Source organism: Couchioplanes azureus (assembly GCF_014648355.1).
In the GTDB taxonomy this organism is placed as follows: Bacteria; Actinomycetota; Actinomycetes; order Mycobacteriales; family Micromonosporaceae; genus Actinoplanes; species Actinoplanes azureus.
Genome location: NZ_BMQY01000006.1, coordinates 102,105 through 117,687, shown reverse-complemented (window position 1 = coordinate 117,687; position 15,583 = coordinate 102,105). Strand labels below are relative to the sequence as shown.

Sequence of the window (15,583 nt, the reverse complement as noted above, 5' to 3'; positions counted from 1 at the left end):
GCCTCGCCCGGCTCCGGCCGGCCCCGGCCCTTCGCCGGGCGGGCGGAGCGGACGGCCGCGATCGGAGGCGGTGCGCCGGTGCCGGTGTACGGCCGGCCCCGGTCCGCTGCGGTCATGCCGCCGCCGCCCCACCTGAGCCCGACCCGGCCCGGCCCGTTCCCGCCGGGCGGCCCTTTCCCCCGTGGCGGCCCGGGTGCGGCCGGCCGGCCGGGCGCGGCACCACCCTTCGTGGGCGGGCCGCCTCTCCCGCCGCCGCCCGCGACTCCCGCCGGTCGTCCCGGGTCCGGCGCCTGGATCCGGGTGGCGATCGCCGGCGCCGTCGTGCTCGCCATGTTCGTCGCGCTCGGCTGCCTGGCCGGCGGCTTCCTCCTCAGCACGCGCGGTGAGGCGGACTCCGCACCCCCTGCCGTCGTCGAGCCGATCCACCCGCCCGAGCCCGACGAACCGGTGGCGGTGCCCACGCGGTAGGGCGTCCTCAGTCGATCCGGGGCAGGGGCGGGCCGAGGACGTCGTCCGCATCGACGATCGTGTACGCGTATCCCTGCTCCGCGAGGAACCGCTGACGGTGCGCGGCGTACTCGGTGTCGATCGTGTCCCGGGAGACGACCGTGTAGAAGTGGGCCTGCCGCCCGTCCGCCTTCGGCCGCAGCACCCGTCCCAGGCGCTGGGCCTCCTCCTGGCGGGAGCCGAAGGTGCCGGACACCTGGATCGCCACCGCCGCCTCCGGCAGGTCGATGCTGAAGTTGCCCACCTTCGAGATGACCAGCGTCCGCAGCGTGCCCGCACGGAACTCGTCGAACAGCCGCTCGCGCTCCTTGTTGGTGGTGGAACCCTGCACGATCGGGGCGTCGAGGTACTCGCCCAGCTCGTGCAGCTGGTCGATGTAGCCGCCGATGACCAGCGTCTGCTCGCCCGCGTGCCTCTCCACCAGCGCGCGGACCACGGGCAGCTTCGTCCGGGCCGTGGCCGCCACCCGGTAGCGCTCCTCCGCCTCGGTCACCGCGTACGCCATCCGCTCCGCGTCCGTCAGCGTCACCCGGACCTCGGTGCACTCGGCCGGGGCGATCCAGCCCTGCGCCTCGATGTCCTTCCAGGGCGCGTCGTAGCGCTTGGGCCCGATGAGCGAGAAGACGTCGCCCTCGCGGCCGTCCTCGCGCACCAGCGTCGCCGTCAGGCCCAGGCGGCGGCGGGCCTGCAGGTCGGCGGTGAAGCGGAAGATGGGGGCCGGAAGCAGGTGCACCTCGTCGTAGATGACCAGCCCCCAGTCGCGGGCGCCGAACAGGTCGAGGTGGGTGAAGGCGCCGCCGCGGCGGGAGGTCAGCACCTGGTACGTCGCGATGGTGACCGGACGGATCTCCTTGCGCTCGCCGGAGTACTCGCCGATCTCCTCCTCGGTCAGCGACGTGCGGGCGACCAGCTCCCGCTTCCACTGCCGGCCCGCGACGGTGTTGGTCACCAGGATCAGGGTGGTCGCCTTCGCGGTGGCCATCGCGGCCGCGCCGACCAGGGTCTTGCCGGCGCCGCAGGGCAGCACGACCACGCCCGAGCCGCCGGCCCAGAAGCCCTCGACCGCCTCCTGCTGGTACGACCGCAGCGTCCAGCCGTCCTCGGCCAGGTCGATCGGGTGCGCCTCGCCGTCCACGTACCCGGCCAGGTCCTCGGCCGGCCAGCCCAGCTTGAGCAGGGCCTGCTTGAGCCGTCCGCGCTCGGAGGCGTGCACCACGATGGTCTCGTCGTCGATGCGGGCGCCCAGCATGCCGGCGAGCTTCTTGCTCTTCGCCACCTCGATCAGGACGATCTTGTCCAGGCCGCGCAGGACCAGCCCGTGCGAGGGGTCGTTGACCAGCTGGAGGCGGCCGTACCGGTCCATGGTCTCGGCGACGTCCACGAGCAGGGCGTGCGGCACCGGATAGCGGGAGAACTTGATCAGCGAGTCCACGACGCCCTCGGCGTCGTGGCCGGCGGCCCGGGCGTTCCACAGCCCGAGCGGCGTCAGCCGGTAGGTGTGCACGTGCTCGGGCGAGCGCTCCAGCTCCGCGAACGGCGCGATGGCCATCCGGCAGGCCTGGGCGTCGGGGTGGTCGACCTCCAGCAACAGGGTCTTGTCGGACTGCACGATCAGGGGTCCGCCGCTCACCAGATGCCCTTCTACGAACGAGAGAAGACCCTCCAGTCTGACACGCGGCGTCACTCCTCCAGGACCGCTGCGGTCACCCGGTGCAGGGCGAAGGTGTGCAACGTCTCGGTCCGCTCGTCCTCCGCGCGCAGGTAGCCGGCGCTCAGCGACACCGGGCGTACCAGCCTCGACAGCGTCGCGCCGTGCGAGTCGACGTACCCGACCCACACCCGGGCCTTGTCCCGGACGGCCTGCTGCAGCACCGCCATCGCCTGGCTGTGTGCCTGCACGGAGGTGAGGCCCGGCACGCTCTGCCCGGTCGCGGCCCGCACGGTGACGGGAGCGCGGCGTGCCGCGCGAGTGGCGATGTCGCCGCGGCGGATCTGCTCGACCACCCCGGCCAGGAGGGGGCCGGTCAGCGCCGGGGGCCCGGCCTGGTCGCCGAGCCGGAACGAGACCGGGGTACGGGTGGGAGCGCGCCGTACCTTGGGACGCGACAGCACGGCCGCCCCCGCGGCATCCTCGGCGACCGGGGCGAACCCGGCCTCCCGGAGCGCGCCCAGCAGCTGGGCCAGTTGCAGGGGGCTGACCAGCACCGTCGGCGCGAGCCGGCGCAGCGACGCGGCGGCCAGGCGCTTGTCGGCCAGCACCTCCGCGACCAGCGCCTCGTCGTCGCTGCGCAGGTAGGAGCCGGCGGAACCGGCGCGCAGGCCGCCGTGCTTGCGGGCGGCGTCGTCGATGAGATAGGTGAGCGCCTGCGGCACCGGCGTCCGGGACCGGCGGCGGAAGAGCGCGTGCAGGTCGGCGGCCGCGTAGCCGACGTCGAGCGCCTGGCGGACGCTGGCGGCGGTGACCCGGTGCACGCTGGCCCCGCCCGCCGACTCCAGCTCGGCGACGACGTCCAGCTCCGCGGCCAGCTCCGGCTCCGGCGGCCCCGGTACGACGACGGACAGGTCCGCCTGCACGAGGACGTGGTCGACGGGAGCCGGCAGCAGCGCGTCGAGGGCGCGGACGGCGTCGGACGCGCCCGGCAGGCGTTCGCCGTCCGGTCCGGCGCCGAGCGGGTCGTGCTCCTCGTCGTCGCCCGAGTGCACCAGCCGCCCGTACGAGGTGAGCGCGCCGAGCCCGGTCAGGCCCAGCGTCGCCGCGCCGGCCAGGGCGTCGCGGTGCGCCTGCTCGCGCCCCCGGGCCCGGCGAGGCGTCTGCCAGGCGAGCAGGCCGAGCAGCTCCTCGGGGTGCGGCGCGGAGCCCGCAGGCAGGTCGGCCAGCGCGGCCAGCACCTCCCGGCGTGCCTGCGGGGCGCCCGCCCGCTCGGCGTCCGGCGCCAGCGCGTTGATCGGGCGGTCGCGGTCGTCGCGCTGCCCGACCAGGCCGGGCTGCCGGGTCATGGCCAGCCACGAGTTGGCCAGCGCCTCCCAGCGCTGCGCGATGCTGAGCGCCCGCCACAGGTCGTAGGCGCCGGTGGGGAGGAAGATCTCGTCCACCGCGCCGGCCGCGCGGCTGGTCGTGACGCCCCGTCCGGTGCCCGCCGCGTCGGACTCACCGAGCAGGCCGGCGGCGTACGCCACCTCCAGCAGCAGGGCCGTGGCGGGCTCGTCGAGGCCGGCCGTGCGGGCGAGCCGCTTGAGATCGCGTACGCCCAGGCCGCCGGTCTTGAGCACCGTGGCGGGCTCGGCGGACAGGGCCTCCAGCAGCGTCTCCGTGGTGCGTACGGCCTCCATGGCCTGCCCGGCCCCCGCCGAGTCGACGGCCTTCGGATCGCGGACCGGCCCGTCCGGGGCCGGCGGCAGCGGGCGCAGCGGGCCGAGCGGTCCCGACTCCCGCCGCAGCAGCTGCCCGATCTCGCGGGGCAGCTCGACCAGCTCGCCGTCGGGGCGAGGGGCCCGGCCGGCCTCGGTGACCGGCACCAGGATGTGGTTGTCGATCAGCCACCGCACCGGCTCGGCGACTCCGCCCGCCGCCAGCGCGCCGACCGGGGGACCGGCCGCGAGGCGGTCCAGCACCGCCCGGGCGCCCGGGGGCGCGGCCAGCACCGTACGGCGGAGCTTGGCCTTGTCGGCGCAGAGAGCCGCCGCCTGCGCGTCCAGGTAGTCGGCCGGACGGCCGAGGCCCGCCGGGTACGGCGAGGTGACCTCGTCCACCGCGCCGACCACCTGCAGGGCCTCCTCCGGACCGTGCAGCAGGAAGCGGCTGCGCAGGCGGCCCACGGCGACCCGGACGTCGTCGGCCGGCGCCGCCGAGGCGAGCGCCAGGATGGCGGAGAGCGAGGTCAGCGCCGTGTCCTCGGCCCGGCTGAGCCGTGCCGCGTCGAGGACCGCGAGGGTGAACTCGTCCAGGCCGTCCAGGCAGCGGGCCACCGAACCCCGGGACTGGGCGCGGACGGCGAGCGCGGAGATGTCGGACGGCACGGGTACGACGAGATCCGGGCGCAACTGGATGAGCGCGCCCAGGGCGTCGTCGGAGAGCGACCGGAGCTGGTCGGCGAATGCGGTGGCCATCGCAGTCAACGCTAGCCGCCATGGGACGATTGGCGGGGGTCCGGGGCGTGGCCGGGCCGACGGAGAGACCAAGGGGAGTGACCTGTGGGGGCAAGCAACAAGATGCCGGGTACGGCGGTTCCGGCCGGCCGGGCCACCCAGAAGCCGGGCCGGGAGTCCTCGATCAAGGAGGGGCACCTCGTCGTGTCCGAGCTGGTGAGCGACCGGGCCGGCGGCCCCTCGCCGTTCGGTGACGACCAGACCTTCCCGCTGCCGGTGGAGCGCCTGACGTACACGCCGACCACCACGCCGTGAGGTTTCCCGCTTTCCGCGTGGCCGGGGTCCTGCCGAGTCTGTCCGCATGACGGGGGCCGTCGGGTTCGACCTCGACATGACTCTGATCGACTCCCGGCCCGGCATCCGCGCGGCATACCGGGCGCTGACCGCGACGACCGGCGTGCACGTCGACGCCGATCTCGCGGTCACCCGGCTGGGGCCGCCGTTGCGCACCGAGTTGCGGGAGTGGTTTTCCGAGGCGGACGTGGAAGAGGCGGTGACCACCTACCGAGCTCTGTACCCGGACCACGCCATCGCGCCGACCGTGCCCATGCCGGGCGCGGTCGCCGCGCTGGCCGCCGTACGGGAGCGGGGTCTGCGGGTCGTGGTGGTGACCTCCAAGCTGGGCCGCCTCGCGGCCCTGCACCTCGCCCACCTCGGGATGGAGTACGACGAGCTGGCGGGCGACCTGTTCGCCGAGGGCAAGGCGACGGCGCTCACCGAGCACGGCGTCCGGTGGTACGTGGGCGACCACGTGGCCGACATGGTCGCGGCGAACGCGGCCGGGGTCCCGGGCATCGGCGTGGCGACCGGTCCCTGCACCCCGGAGGAGCTGGCCGGGGCCGGGGCGGCGCACGTGCTCCCCGACCTGACCGGGCTGCCCGTTCTGCTCGACGAGATAGCGGTTGGGTCCTGACCCACCGCTCGATAACCTAGCCGTGAGCAATCGAGTCCATTGAGTGAAGTTGAGGTCAGCGTGCCCACGGGTCGAGTGAAGTGGTACGACGCGGCGAAGGGGTTCGGGTTCGTCACCAGCGACGAGGGCGGGGACGTGTTCCTGCCCAAGGGCGCCCTGCCGTCCGGGGTCGCCGACCTGCGGGCAGGTCAGCGCGTCGAGTTCGGGGTGGTGGACAGCCGTAAGGGAGCCCAGGCGCTAGGCGTGAAGGTGCTGGACGCCCCGCCGTCGGTGGCGGAGCTGCGCCGCCGGCCGGCCGACGAGCTGCACGGCATGGTCGAAGACATGATCAAGGTGCTGGAGGCGAAGGTCCAGCCGGACCTGCGGCGCGGGCGCTATCCGGACAAGCGGACGGCGCAGAAGATCGCCCAGCTCGTGCACGCGGTGGCGCGCGAGCTCGAAGTCTGACGTCTCGCTGGACGACGAAGGCCGCCCCTCGGGGCGGCCTTTCTCGTCTGCCCGTCTGCTCCTTCAGCCGTCACGGGCGGCCTCGTGGGTTGTCCCGGGCTCGGCGCGGGACACTCAGGGGCCGTTCCCGGCCGTTCCCGGCCGTCCGGGGTCCTCCGGGGATTCGTCCGCGGCCTGCGGCGCCTCCGCGCCGTCTGCCCGGCCGGGGCCTTCGCCGCATCAGCTCAGCAGTGTCGGCACCGCGGGCGTGAGTCCCGCCGCGGCGGCCCGGCCCAGCAGGGCGTCGGCCGCCGCGAAACCTTCCTTGCCCAGGTCGAGGGTGAACTCGTTGACGTAGAGCGCAATGTGCTGCTGCACCACGTCGGGCTCCATCTCGTTCGCGTGGGCCAGGACGAACTCCCGGCTCGCGTCCGGATCGGCCCACGCCATGCTGACCGAGGCGCGGATCCACTCCGTGGCGGCCCGCGGGTCGACGACGCCCTTGCGCGCCAGGATCGCGCCGAGCGGGATGGGCAGGCCGGTTTCCGATTCCCACCATTCGCCGAGATCGGCGAGCGCCGTCAGCCCGTAGCGGGGATAGGTGAACCGCGCCTCGTGGATCACCAGGCCGGCGTCGTAGGTGCCGTCGGCCACGCCGGGCATGATCCGGTCGAACGGGACCACCTCGATGCGCTTCAGGGCGTTGCCCTGCGACCAGAGCCGGAAGAGCAGGTAGGCCGTCGTGCGGTCGCCCGGGACCGCGACGGTGGCACCGGTGAGGTCGCCGTCGTGACCGCCCCGGGTGAGCACCAGCGGGCCGCATCCCCGGCCGAGCGCACCGCCGCAGGGCAGCAGCTCGTAGTCGCCGAGCAGCCACGGCAGCGCCGCGTAGCTGACCTTCACCAGGTCGAACTCGCCGCGCTCCGCCGCGGTGTTCGTCACGTCGACGTCCGCGAACGTGAGGTCGACGGTCGCCGCGCCGGGAACCAGGCCGTGCACGAGGGCGTGGAAGACGAAGGTGTCGTTGGGGCAGGGCGAGACCGCCAGTGAAAGCGCCACGTCCCTCACCGTAACGACGGGCGCGGTGGGAAGCCCGTACCGGACGGTGTCTGGATCGCCACACCCCCGCGCGGGGCCCGGCACCACGCCGGGTCGCCGCCGGGTGTGCGGATCGGCGTCCTCCCGGCCGGTATCACCGAAAGCCCGGAAGCTGTCCGCCCTCCAGCGGGCCGGGGTGGTTGTCCACAGAGTTATCCACAGACCTTCGCGATCGCGTCGGTGAGGGCGGAGAATGCTTCCTCGAGACGCCAGGAGGCCCGGTCGCGCGGGCCGATCGGGTTCGAGATGGTCCGCATCTCGGCGAAGGGCACCCCCGCGGCCCGCGCCGCGCAGGCCACGCCGTGGCCCTCCATCGCCTCGGCCACCGCGGCGGGAAAACGGGCGCTCAGCTCCGCGGCCGTCCCCGCGGTGCCGGTGACCGTGGCGAGCGTCAGCACGTCACCGACGACGGCGTCCGGAAGGGCGGACGACAAGGCCGCGAGCAGGACACCGTCGGCCTCGACGACACTGCTGCCGAAGCCGAGCTCCTCGACGGGCAGGAAGCCGTCCGGCGTCTCGGCACCGAGATCCGCGGCGATACTGCGGGCGGCCAGCACGGTCGCTCCGACCTCCGCCCGCCCGACGAAACCGCCCGCGATCCCGGCGCAGATCACCGCCCGATAGGGGCGACCCCGAGCCTCGGCAAGCGCCAGCAGCCGGGCGGTGCCGGCCGCCGCGGCCGCAGGCCCCACCCCGACCGGCACAACATCGACCGCGGCGGCATCGATCGCGCCGCCATCGGCTGGGGCGGCATTGACCGCGGCGGCAATGACTTCGCCGCCATCGACTGCGGCGGCTTTGACCGGCGCGGCATCGGCTGGGGCGGCGTCGGCTGCGGCGGCGTCGGCTGCGGCGGCGTAGACCGCGGCGGCGTTGACCGTGGCGGCGTCGGCTGCGGCGGCGTTGACCGCGGCGGCGTCGGCTGCGGCGGCGTTGACCGCGGCGGCGTCGTCTCCGGCCCGGGTGGCGGCAGCATCGATCACGGCGGCATCGGCTGGGGCGGCGTTGACCGCGCCGCCATCGGCTGGGGCGGCGTTGACCGCGGCGGCATCGGCTGCGGCGGCATCCTCTCCGGCCCGGATGGCGGCGGCGTCGACTCCGGCCCGGATGGCGGCGGCGTCGACTCCGGCCCGGAAGGCGGCGGCATCGAGTCCGGCCCGGACGGCGGCGGCCTCGGGCTCGACCGCCGTGACGATCAGCAGGCGGGCCGGGATCACCGCCCGGCCTCGTCGGGGTGAGAGCTGTTGCTGTTGGCGGCGGACGAGGGCCGGTAGATGTGGAAGCCGGGCGGCGCGAGGTCGTCGCGGGGCTGTTCCGGCGTCGCGGGTCGTTCGGGTGAAGGCGCGGCTGTCGCCGGTGACGGTGTGGGGGCTCCCGCTGGTGGTGTGGAGGCTGCCGGTGGCGGTGTGGAGGCTGCCGGTGGCGGTGTGGAGGCTGCCGGCGGCGGAGTGGAGGCTGCCGGTGGCGGTGTAGGGGCTGCCGGTGGCGGTGTAGGAGCTGCCGGCGGCGTGGGAGATCCCCACGGCTGGGTAGGCAGCGGCTCGCTGGCCGGGGTGCCGGTGCGGGAGAACAGGCGGCGTCGGCGGCCGGTCGGTTTCCTCGGCGGCGGTGCGGGCGGATCGGAGGCCGTCTGCGCACCGATCCCGTGCGGTGGGGTGAGCTGGCTTGCCGGGTGGAGTGACGTGGACCGAGCGGTGGGGTGCTCGGCCGTGGGTTGCCGGGTCGTGGGGTGCTCGGCCGTGGGTTGCCGGGTCGTGGAGGGCTCGGGCGTGGGTTGCCGGGTCGTGGAGGGCTCGGGCGTGGGTTGCCGGGTCGTGGAGGGCTCGGGCGTGGGTTGCCGGGTCGTGGAGGGCTCGGGGGTGGGTTGCCGGGTCGTGGGGTGTTCGGCGGTGGGTTGTTCCGGGGGGTTGGCTTCCTCGGCGGCGACGTCGGGGCGGCCGTGGAGGCGTTCGCCGTGGAGGCGGGTTGCGACGATCGTGCCTCGGACTGCGGCGGCCACGGCGAAGAGGGCGGCGAGCGTGATGCCGAGGCGGCCGTGGAGGGGGATGATGCCGACCGCGCCGCCGATGACCCAGGCGATCATCAGGACGGTTTCCGAGTGGGCGAAGGCGCTGGCTCGCAGGCGTTCCGGGACGCGTTCCTGGATGCTGGCGTCGACCGCGAGCTTGGCGATGCCGCTGAAGACGGAGGCCACCAGGGACAGCAGCGCCACCATCGGCAGCGTGAAGAAGATCGCTGTCAGGACCGCTACGGCGGCCGTGATGGTGAGGCCGCCGGACTGCAGGGCCGCCGGGCGGCGGATGCGCAGCCGGGTGCCGATCGCGGTGGCGAGGAACGTGCCGACCGCCAGGGCGCCGCCGACCAGGGCCACCGCGCCCTGGCTGCCGATGTCGCGGCCGAAGAGGTCGGTGCCGAGCCCCTGTGCCTTGACCGCGAAGGCGAGGTAGAGCAGGAGGAAACCGTACAGACAGCGGAAGCTGGCGCTGCCGATCAGAGTGCCGACGACGAGGCTCCCGGACAGCGGCCGGTCGGGACCGCGGCGCAGGCGCAGCATGGTCCGGAACGGGCGGGGCACCTCCTCGGGAGGGTCCGAGTCGGCGCGCGGCGGCAGGCGCAGCGCGATCACCATGCCGACCAGGAAGATGATCGACGAGACCCGCAGCGGCCACTGCGGACCGATCTTGAACGCGAGCAGGCCGATCGGCGCCACCACCGCGCCCGCGAAGGTGCCGTAGACGCTGGCCCGGGCGCCCACCTGGGAGAGACCGACGCCCTCCGGCAGGAGCCGGGGAACGGCCGCGGATCTGGCCACACCGTATGCCCGGGAAAGCGCCAGCACGCCGAACGCCGCGGGATAGAGTCCCCAGCCGAGCAAATTGTCGGAGATGACGTAGGCCAGGAAAGCGCGGCCGAGCATCGCCGCGGCGAGCGCATATCGCCGGCCGTGCCGGAAGTGGTCGAGCAGCGGGCCCACCACCGGCGCCAGCAGCGCGAACGGCACCATCGTGACGAGCAGGTAGAGCGCGACCTTGCTGCGGGCCTCGCCCAGGGGCACGTTGAAGAAGATCGTCCCGGCGAGGCCGATGGCGATCAGGGTGTCGCCGGCGCAGGAGAGCGCGTGCAGGTCGAAGAGGCGGATCATGCCGATCTCGCCGGCCGCGCCCCGGGCCCGGGCGTCGCCCACCCGGCGGGTCGCCCAGGCGCTGCCGCGCAGCCCGCCTCGCACCAGCATCCGCATCGCCCTGACGCCGGTGCCGACGGTGCGTCCGATCGTGGGAAGCAGCGGCATCGCCCCATCCTGTCGCATCAGGGCGACCCGCGTCGCCTCCCCACCGCCGGCGTCCCCGGCGAGCCCGATCACCACCTGGCGCGTCCGCCGCGGCCGACTGCGGGCCGCCGCTCCCGCTACGGCCGACCGCGAGCGGCGCGTCCGCCGCGGCCGACCACGAGTTGACCCTTCCGCCGCGGCCGGCCGGGCCGGCGCTGCCGCTGCGGCCGGCACAAGTCCGTCGCGGCCGACCGCAGACAGACCATGCATGCGACCGCCCTGCCGGAGACTGCCTCAGCAGCATGGCGGATCGTCGGGACGAGCGCTCGAGGGCTGTGGACAACTATGTGGGGGAGTCGTTGCCGCGGAGGTTGGCCGGTGGGGGACAATGACCCGGTGACGACCAGGACCGCCGCGAACCGTGCCGCCCGACTCGACCAGGTCTGTGCCGATGCGGTCGGCGTGGCGCGCGGTGCCATCACCGATGTGGACCCCGCCGACGTCGGTGAACACCTCGAGGCGGTGGCCGAGGGCGACCGGGTCGTCACCCATTTCTTCGAGAGCCACCTGGCCGGTTACCAGGGCTGGCGCTGGGCCGTCACCGTGACCCGGGTGCCCCGGTCCCGCCACGTCACCGTCTGCGAGACCGTGCTGCTGCCGGGCCCGGACGCGCTGATGGCCCCCGGCTGGGTGCCGTGGAACGAGCGGGTGCAGCCGGGCGACCTCGGCGTCGGCGACCTCATGCCGACCGCGCCCGACGACGAGCGGCTCGCTCCCGGCTACGTGCTCAGCGACGATGCCGCGGTCGAGGAGGTCTCCTGGGAGCTCGGGCTGGGCCGGTCCCGGGTGATGTCCCGCGAGGGCCGCATGGAGACCGCCCAGCGCTGGTACGAGGGCGACTCCGGCCCGGACGCCCCGATCGCCACCGCGGCCCCGCGCAACGCCCGCTGCGGCACGTGCGGCTTCTACCTGCCGCTCGCCGGGTCCATGCGGGCGATGTTCGGCGTCTGCGGCAACCTGTACGCCCCCGACGACGCCCGGGCGGTCAGCGCCGACCACGGCTGCGGCGCGCACTCGGAGGCGCTGCTCGGCGCGGCGGAGCAGCCGGTCGAGGAGCTGCCGACGGTCTACGACGACAGTGAGGTCGAGGCGGTGGCGGTGAGCCGCGGCCACGGCTCGGTGGAGGCCAGCGAGCCCGCCGAGGACTACGGCCACAGCTGAGTCCGGCCACGCACGACCCGGGAGCGCGGCGACGGCGATGGGACGCCGGCAACAGGGTCGTTCGGAGCGCGCGAGGTCGTTGTAAGCCCGCGAGGCCGTGGAAACCCGCGCGGGCGCGCGGGTACCTGTCGCAGAGGTGCTCAGCCCGGGTCGGTGATGCGGAACTCGGGGTGGGTCAGGGCGCGCCGGCGGCGGCGGTGGGCGTCGTGCCGGAGCATGGTGATCAAGCCCGGGATGCCCAGGAGCAGGCCCGCCAGGCAGGTCCTCTGCCAGTCGTCCGGGGCGTCGGCGAGGAGCATGATCACGCCCGCGACCGCGAAGGCCGCGATGCCGGCCAGGGCGAAGGGGACCATCGGCGGGTCGAGGGGCTCCGGCCGGGGCTTGGTGCCGGTGACCGCGTCCAGCCCGGGAATGTGCGGCTCCTCGGTGCTCGGAGAGGCTGCGCGCGGGGCGGGGGACGGGTCGGCCACGTGAACGAGCGTACGTCCCACGAGATCTCCCGTGGGCGGTCGTGACAGTTGTAACAGTCCCGATCTTCTGCCCGGCCCTTCCTTCTGCTTCGATGCGCGTGACACCTTGCTGCTCCGCGTGGAAGGGCCCTCATGTCCACTGCCTCCGCAAGCGCGAATGACGAGTCCCCCGCCGCCGGCGGCGGGCGTACCCCTCGCAATGGTTTTGATCGTTTCTTCGAGGTCTCGGCCCGCGGCTCGACGCTCGGGCGGGAGGTCCGGGGCGGGTTCGCGACCTTCTTCACGATGGCCTACATCGTGGTGCTCAACCCGCTGATCCTGGCCGCGGGCGTGGACGCGACCGGCGCGCGGCTGCCGATGACCGCGCTCGCCGCCGGTACGGCCCTGGTCGCCGGGGTGATGACGATCCTGATGGGCGTCGTGGCCCGGTTCCCGCTGGCGCTCGCCGCGGGGCTCGGCGTGAACGCGCTGGTCGCGTACGAGATCGCGCCCGAGATGACCTGGGCCGACGCGATGGGCCTGGTGGTGATCGAGGGTGTGGTGATCGGCGTCCTGGTGCTGACCGGGCTGCGGACGGCGGTGTTCCGGGCGGTGCCGACCGCGCTGAAGACCGCGATCGGCGTCGGTATCGGCCTGTTCCTGATGATGATCGGCCTGGTGGACGCCGGGTTCGTCCGGCGGATCCCGGACGCGGCGGGCACGACCGTGCCGGTCGAGCTGGGCGTCGGCGGCAAGCTGACGACCTGGCCGCTGCTGGTCTTCTGCCTGGGCCTGCTCTTCACCCTGATCCTCTTCGTCCGCCGGGTGAAGGGTGCGATCCTGGTCGGCATCCTGGCGACGACCGTGCTGGCGGTCGTCGTCGAGGCGGTCGCCCACATCGGCCCGTCGTTCGTGAACGGCAAGCCCAACCCCGGCGGCTGGTCGCTGAACGTGCCCACGCTGCCGGAGAAGGTCTTCGACGTTCCGGACCTGTCGCTGGTGGGCGAGTTCAACGTGCTGGGCTCGTGGAGCCGGGCCGGCTGGCTGGTCGTTCTCATGTTCGTGTTCACGCTGCTGATCACGGACTTCTTCGACACCATGGGCACGATGGTGGCCGTGGGCCAGGAGGGCGAGCTGCTCGACGCCGAGGGCATGCCTCCGCGGACGCGGGAGATCCTGCTGGTCGACTCCGTCGCGGCGGCGGCCGGTGGCGCGGCGAGCGTGTCCAGCAACACGTCGTTCATCGAGAGCGCGTCGGGTGTCGCCGAGGGGGCGCGTACGGGTGTCGCCAACCTCGTCACGGGCGTGTTGTTCCTGCTGGCGATGTTCCTGGCGCCGCTGGTCACGGTGGTGCCGTTCGAGGCGGCGTCGACGGCGCTGGTGGTGGTCGGCTTCCTGATGATGACGGCGGTCCGGCAGATCGACTGGACGGACCCCGAGATCGCGATCCCGGCCTTCCTGGCCATCACGCTGATGCCGTTCACGTACTCGATCTCGAACGGCATCGGCGCGGGCGTCGTCTCGTACGTCGTGATCAAGCTGGCCGTCGGCAAGGCCCGGCAGGTGCAGCCGCTGTTGTACGGCGTGGCCGTGCTCTTCGTCCTGTACTTCCTTCGTGGCCCGCTGGAGTCCGTTCTTCTCTGAGCCGGTGCGTTACCGTGCCCGGTGACTACGGTCATAGGCGAACTCGATGTCGTTAGCCTAGCTCATTAGCTAGGCTAATCAACGTGATGGAGCGGTCGGTGGCGGAGCGCATGTCAGCCGAGCAACTGGCCATCTCGCTGCGCGAGGCGATCACCCGGCTCGGCCGCCGGGTGCGCCAGGCCCGGCCCATCGGGGATCTCACGTTCAGCCAGCTCTCGGCGCTGACCAGCCTTCGGCTGTCCGGTCCGCTGACGCCCCGGGAGCTGGCCGACGTGGAGCGGGTGCAGCCGCCGACGATGACCAAGATCGTCGGAAAGCTGGAGGAGCGCGGCCTCGTCGCGCGTACGCCCCACCCGACCGACCGCCGCCAGGTCTTCCTGATGGCGACCGAGCGGGGCCGGGTCGTCTACGCGCAGTTCGAGGAGGCGCGCAACGAGTGGCTGGCGAGGCAGCTGGCCCAACTCACCCCGGAGGAACGCGACACCCTCGAACGGGCGGCGCAGATCCTGCAGCAGGTCGCCCGGTCCTGACCGGTCCGCCTCCTGTCGCTGCCGTCACATGGCGATGACGCGTACGACCGAGGAGGAGGCGCAGCCGAGTGCGGGCAGTGCTGAGCACGACGTTCCGGTCCCTGCAAGTTCGTAACTATCGGATCTTCGCGACCGGTCAGCTGGTGAAGCTGGTCGGCGTCTGGATGATGTTCACCGCCCAGGACTGGCTGGTGCTCGACCTCTCCGGCAACTCGCCGGGCGCCCTGGGCCTGGTGACGGCCCTGCAGTTCATACCGGTGCTGCTGCTGACGCTCTGGGGTGGCAAGCTCGCTGACCGCTACGACAAGCGCGCGCTGCTGATCGTCGCCAACGCGATCTTCGCGGTCACCGCGATCGTCTTCGCCGCCCTCGTGGCCGGCGGTGTGGTCGTGCTCTGGCACGTGTTCCTCTTCGCGCTGCTGCTCGGTGCCGCCAGCGCGATCGAGACCCCGGTACGGCAGGCGTTCGTCTCCGAGCTGGTGGAGCTGCCGCTGCTGCCGAACGCGCTGGCGCTGTCCGCGGCGACGTTCAACACCGCGCGCATCGGCGGGCCGGCGCTGGCCGGCGTCGCCCTCGCGGTGTTCGGCACCGGCCCGGTGTTCCTGATCGCCACGGTGCTGGCGATCGCGCCGGTGTTCAGCTACTGGCGGATGCGCCCGGCCGACCTCTACCGCACGGGCAAGCCGGTCAAGGCCGGCGACGCCAAGATCGTCGATGGTCTCCGGTACGTCTGGAAGCGGCAGGACCTGCTGCTGCCGATCGGGCTCATGGCCGCCATCGGCATGATCGGCTTCAACTTCCCGGTCACCCTGGCCGCCCTCGCGAAGATCCACTTCCACGCCGGCCCGTCGTCCTTCGGCCTGCTGACCACGGCGCTGGCGGCCGGGGCGCTCGTGGGGGCGCTCGCGGGCAGCGGGCGGCGCACCAGGCCGGGCGCGTACCGGGTGCTCGGCGCGGCCCTGGCCTTCAGCGTCTTCGAGGTGGCGGTGGGCTTCGCGCCGACGTTCGCCGTCGCGATGATCCTGCTCGTACCCACCGGCTTCTTCTCGATCTATCTGGCCCAGGCCTGCAACCACCGGGTGCAGATGGGCGTGGACGCCCGCTACCGGGGCCGCGTCATGGCGCTGTACGTCCTGGTCTTCCTGGGCACGACGCCGGCCGGTGCCTCGCTGGCCGGCTGGTGGGGCGAGCACTTCGGGGTGCCGTCGAGCATCTGGGCGGCCGGGATCGTCTGCCTCGTGGCGACGGCCGCGGCGCTGCTCTGGCAGCTGCGGGCCAGCGGCGACCGGCTCAGCGTGCAGGCCGACCCGCGGCCGCGGCTGACCCTGATCCGCACGCCGGAGGCGGAAGAGGACCGGCCCGCCGTCGCCGCCTGACCGCT

Annotated in this window: 13 protein-coding genes and 1 pseudogene; 8 read left to right on the top strand and 6 right to left on the bottom strand. The window is 73.7% G+C overall.

The genetic code is table 11. The features are described from left to right. Positions 1–468 (top strand): annotated as a pseudogene (locus IEY99_RS33855) (hypothetical protein); the annotation flags it as partial. A gap of 7 nt (positions 469–475) precedes the next feature. Here the strand turns inward: IEY99_RS33855 and IEY99_RS22080 are convergent. Next, entirely contained in the window at positions 476–2,137 is a 1,662-nt protein-coding gene (locus IEY99_RS22080) for a DNA repair helicase XPB (protein WP_189205937.1), read from the bottom strand. A 50-nt stretch (positions 2,138–2,187) separates the two neighbouring features. Beyond that, positions 2,188–4,614 (bottom strand): helicase-associated domain-containing protein, encoded by a 2,427-nt coding sequence (locus IEY99_RS22075; protein ID WP_189205936.1) that lies wholly within the window; start codon positions 4,612–4,614, stop codon positions 2,188–2,190. 84 nt (positions 4,615–4,698) lie between these two features. Here IEY99_RS22075 and IEY99_RS22070 point away from each other — a divergent pair, with 84 nt between their 5' ends. Genes IEY99_RS22070 through IEY99_RS22060 form a run of 3 tightly spaced genes read left to right on the top strand, consistent with a single transcriptional unit; the run spans position 4,699 to position 6,013 of the window. Beyond that, positions 4,699–4,908: a hypothetical protein gene (locus IEY99_RS22070; RefSeq protein ID WP_189205935.1), complete on the top strand. Its 210-nt coding sequence runs from the start codon at positions 4,699–4,701 to the stop codon at positions 4,906–4,908. A gap of 46 nt (positions 4,909–4,954) precedes the next feature. Then, entirely contained in the window at positions 4,955–5,566 is a 612-nt protein-coding gene (locus tag IEY99_RS22065) for an HAD family hydrolase (RefSeq protein WP_189205934.1), read from the top strand. A 60-nt stretch (positions 5,567–5,626) separates the two neighbouring features. Further along, a complete protein-coding gene (locus tag IEY99_RS22060) occupies positions 5,627–6,013 on the top strand; it encodes a cold-shock protein (protein ID WP_189205933.1) in 387 nt (128 codons plus the stop codon). A 219-nt stretch (positions 6,014–6,232) separates the two neighbouring features. Here the strand turns inward: IEY99_RS22060 and IEY99_RS22055 are convergent, their stop codons facing one another. From IEY99_RS22055 to IEY99_RS22045, 3 genes are all read right to left on the bottom strand, one after another. After that, positions 6,233–7,051 carry a 1,4-dihydroxy-6-naphtoate synthase gene (locus IEY99_RS22055; RefSeq protein ID WP_189205932.1) on the bottom strand — a complete coding sequence of 273 codons (819 nt, stop codon included), beginning with the start codon at positions 7,049–7,051 and terminating at the stop codon, positions 6,233–6,235. A 191-nt stretch (positions 7,052–7,242) separates the two neighbouring features. Next, complete coding sequence (locus tag IEY99_RS22050; protein ID WP_189206223.1) at positions 7,243–7,860, bottom strand: futalosine hydrolase; 618 nt, start codon at positions 7,858–7,860, stop codon at positions 7,243–7,245. 443 nt (positions 7,861–8,303) lie between these two features. After that, complete coding sequence (locus IEY99_RS22045) at positions 8,304–10,379, bottom strand: MFS transporter (RefSeq protein ID WP_189205931.1); 2,076 nt, start codon at positions 10,377–10,379, stop codon at positions 8,304–8,306. A gap of 357 nt (positions 10,380–10,736) precedes the next feature. Between IEY99_RS22045 and IEY99_RS22040 the strand changes: the two genes are divergently transcribed. After that, positions 10,737–11,579 (top strand): DUF3027 domain-containing protein, encoded by an 843-nt coding sequence (locus IEY99_RS22040; protein ID WP_189205930.1) that lies wholly within the window; start codon positions 10,737–10,739, stop codon positions 11,577–11,579. 140 nt (positions 11,580–11,719) lie between these two features. Here IEY99_RS22040 and IEY99_RS22035 read toward each other — a convergent pair whose 3' ends face one another. Next, positions 11,720–11,932, bottom strand: a complete 213-nt coding sequence (locus IEY99_RS22035) for a DUF2530 domain-containing protein (RefSeq protein WP_189206222.1) — start codon at positions 11,930–11,932, stop codon at positions 11,720–11,722. A 249-nt stretch (positions 11,933–12,181) separates the two neighbouring features. On the opposite strand from IEY99_RS22035, the gene IEY99_RS22030 reads away from it, so the two are divergent. The 3 genes from IEY99_RS22030 to IEY99_RS22020 all read left to right on the top strand — a co-directional run bounded on the left by IEY99_RS22030 (position 12,182) and on the right by IEY99_RS22020 (position 15,578). Beyond that, entirely contained in the window at positions 12,182–13,672 is a 1,491-nt protein-coding gene (locus tag IEY99_RS22030; protein WP_189205929.1) for an NCS2 family permease, read from the top strand. 86 nt (positions 13,673–13,758) lie between these two features. Beyond that, complete coding sequence (locus IEY99_RS22025) at positions 13,759–14,202, top strand: MarR family transcriptional regulator (RefSeq protein WP_373293423.1); 444 nt, start codon at positions 13,759–13,761, stop codon at positions 14,200–14,202. A 68-nt stretch (positions 14,203–14,270) separates the two neighbouring features. After that, entirely contained in the window at positions 14,271–15,578 is a 1,308-nt protein-coding gene (locus tag IEY99_RS22020; protein WP_189205927.1) for an MFS transporter, read from the top strand. The last annotated feature ends 5 nt before the right edge of the window (positions 15,579–15,583 follow it).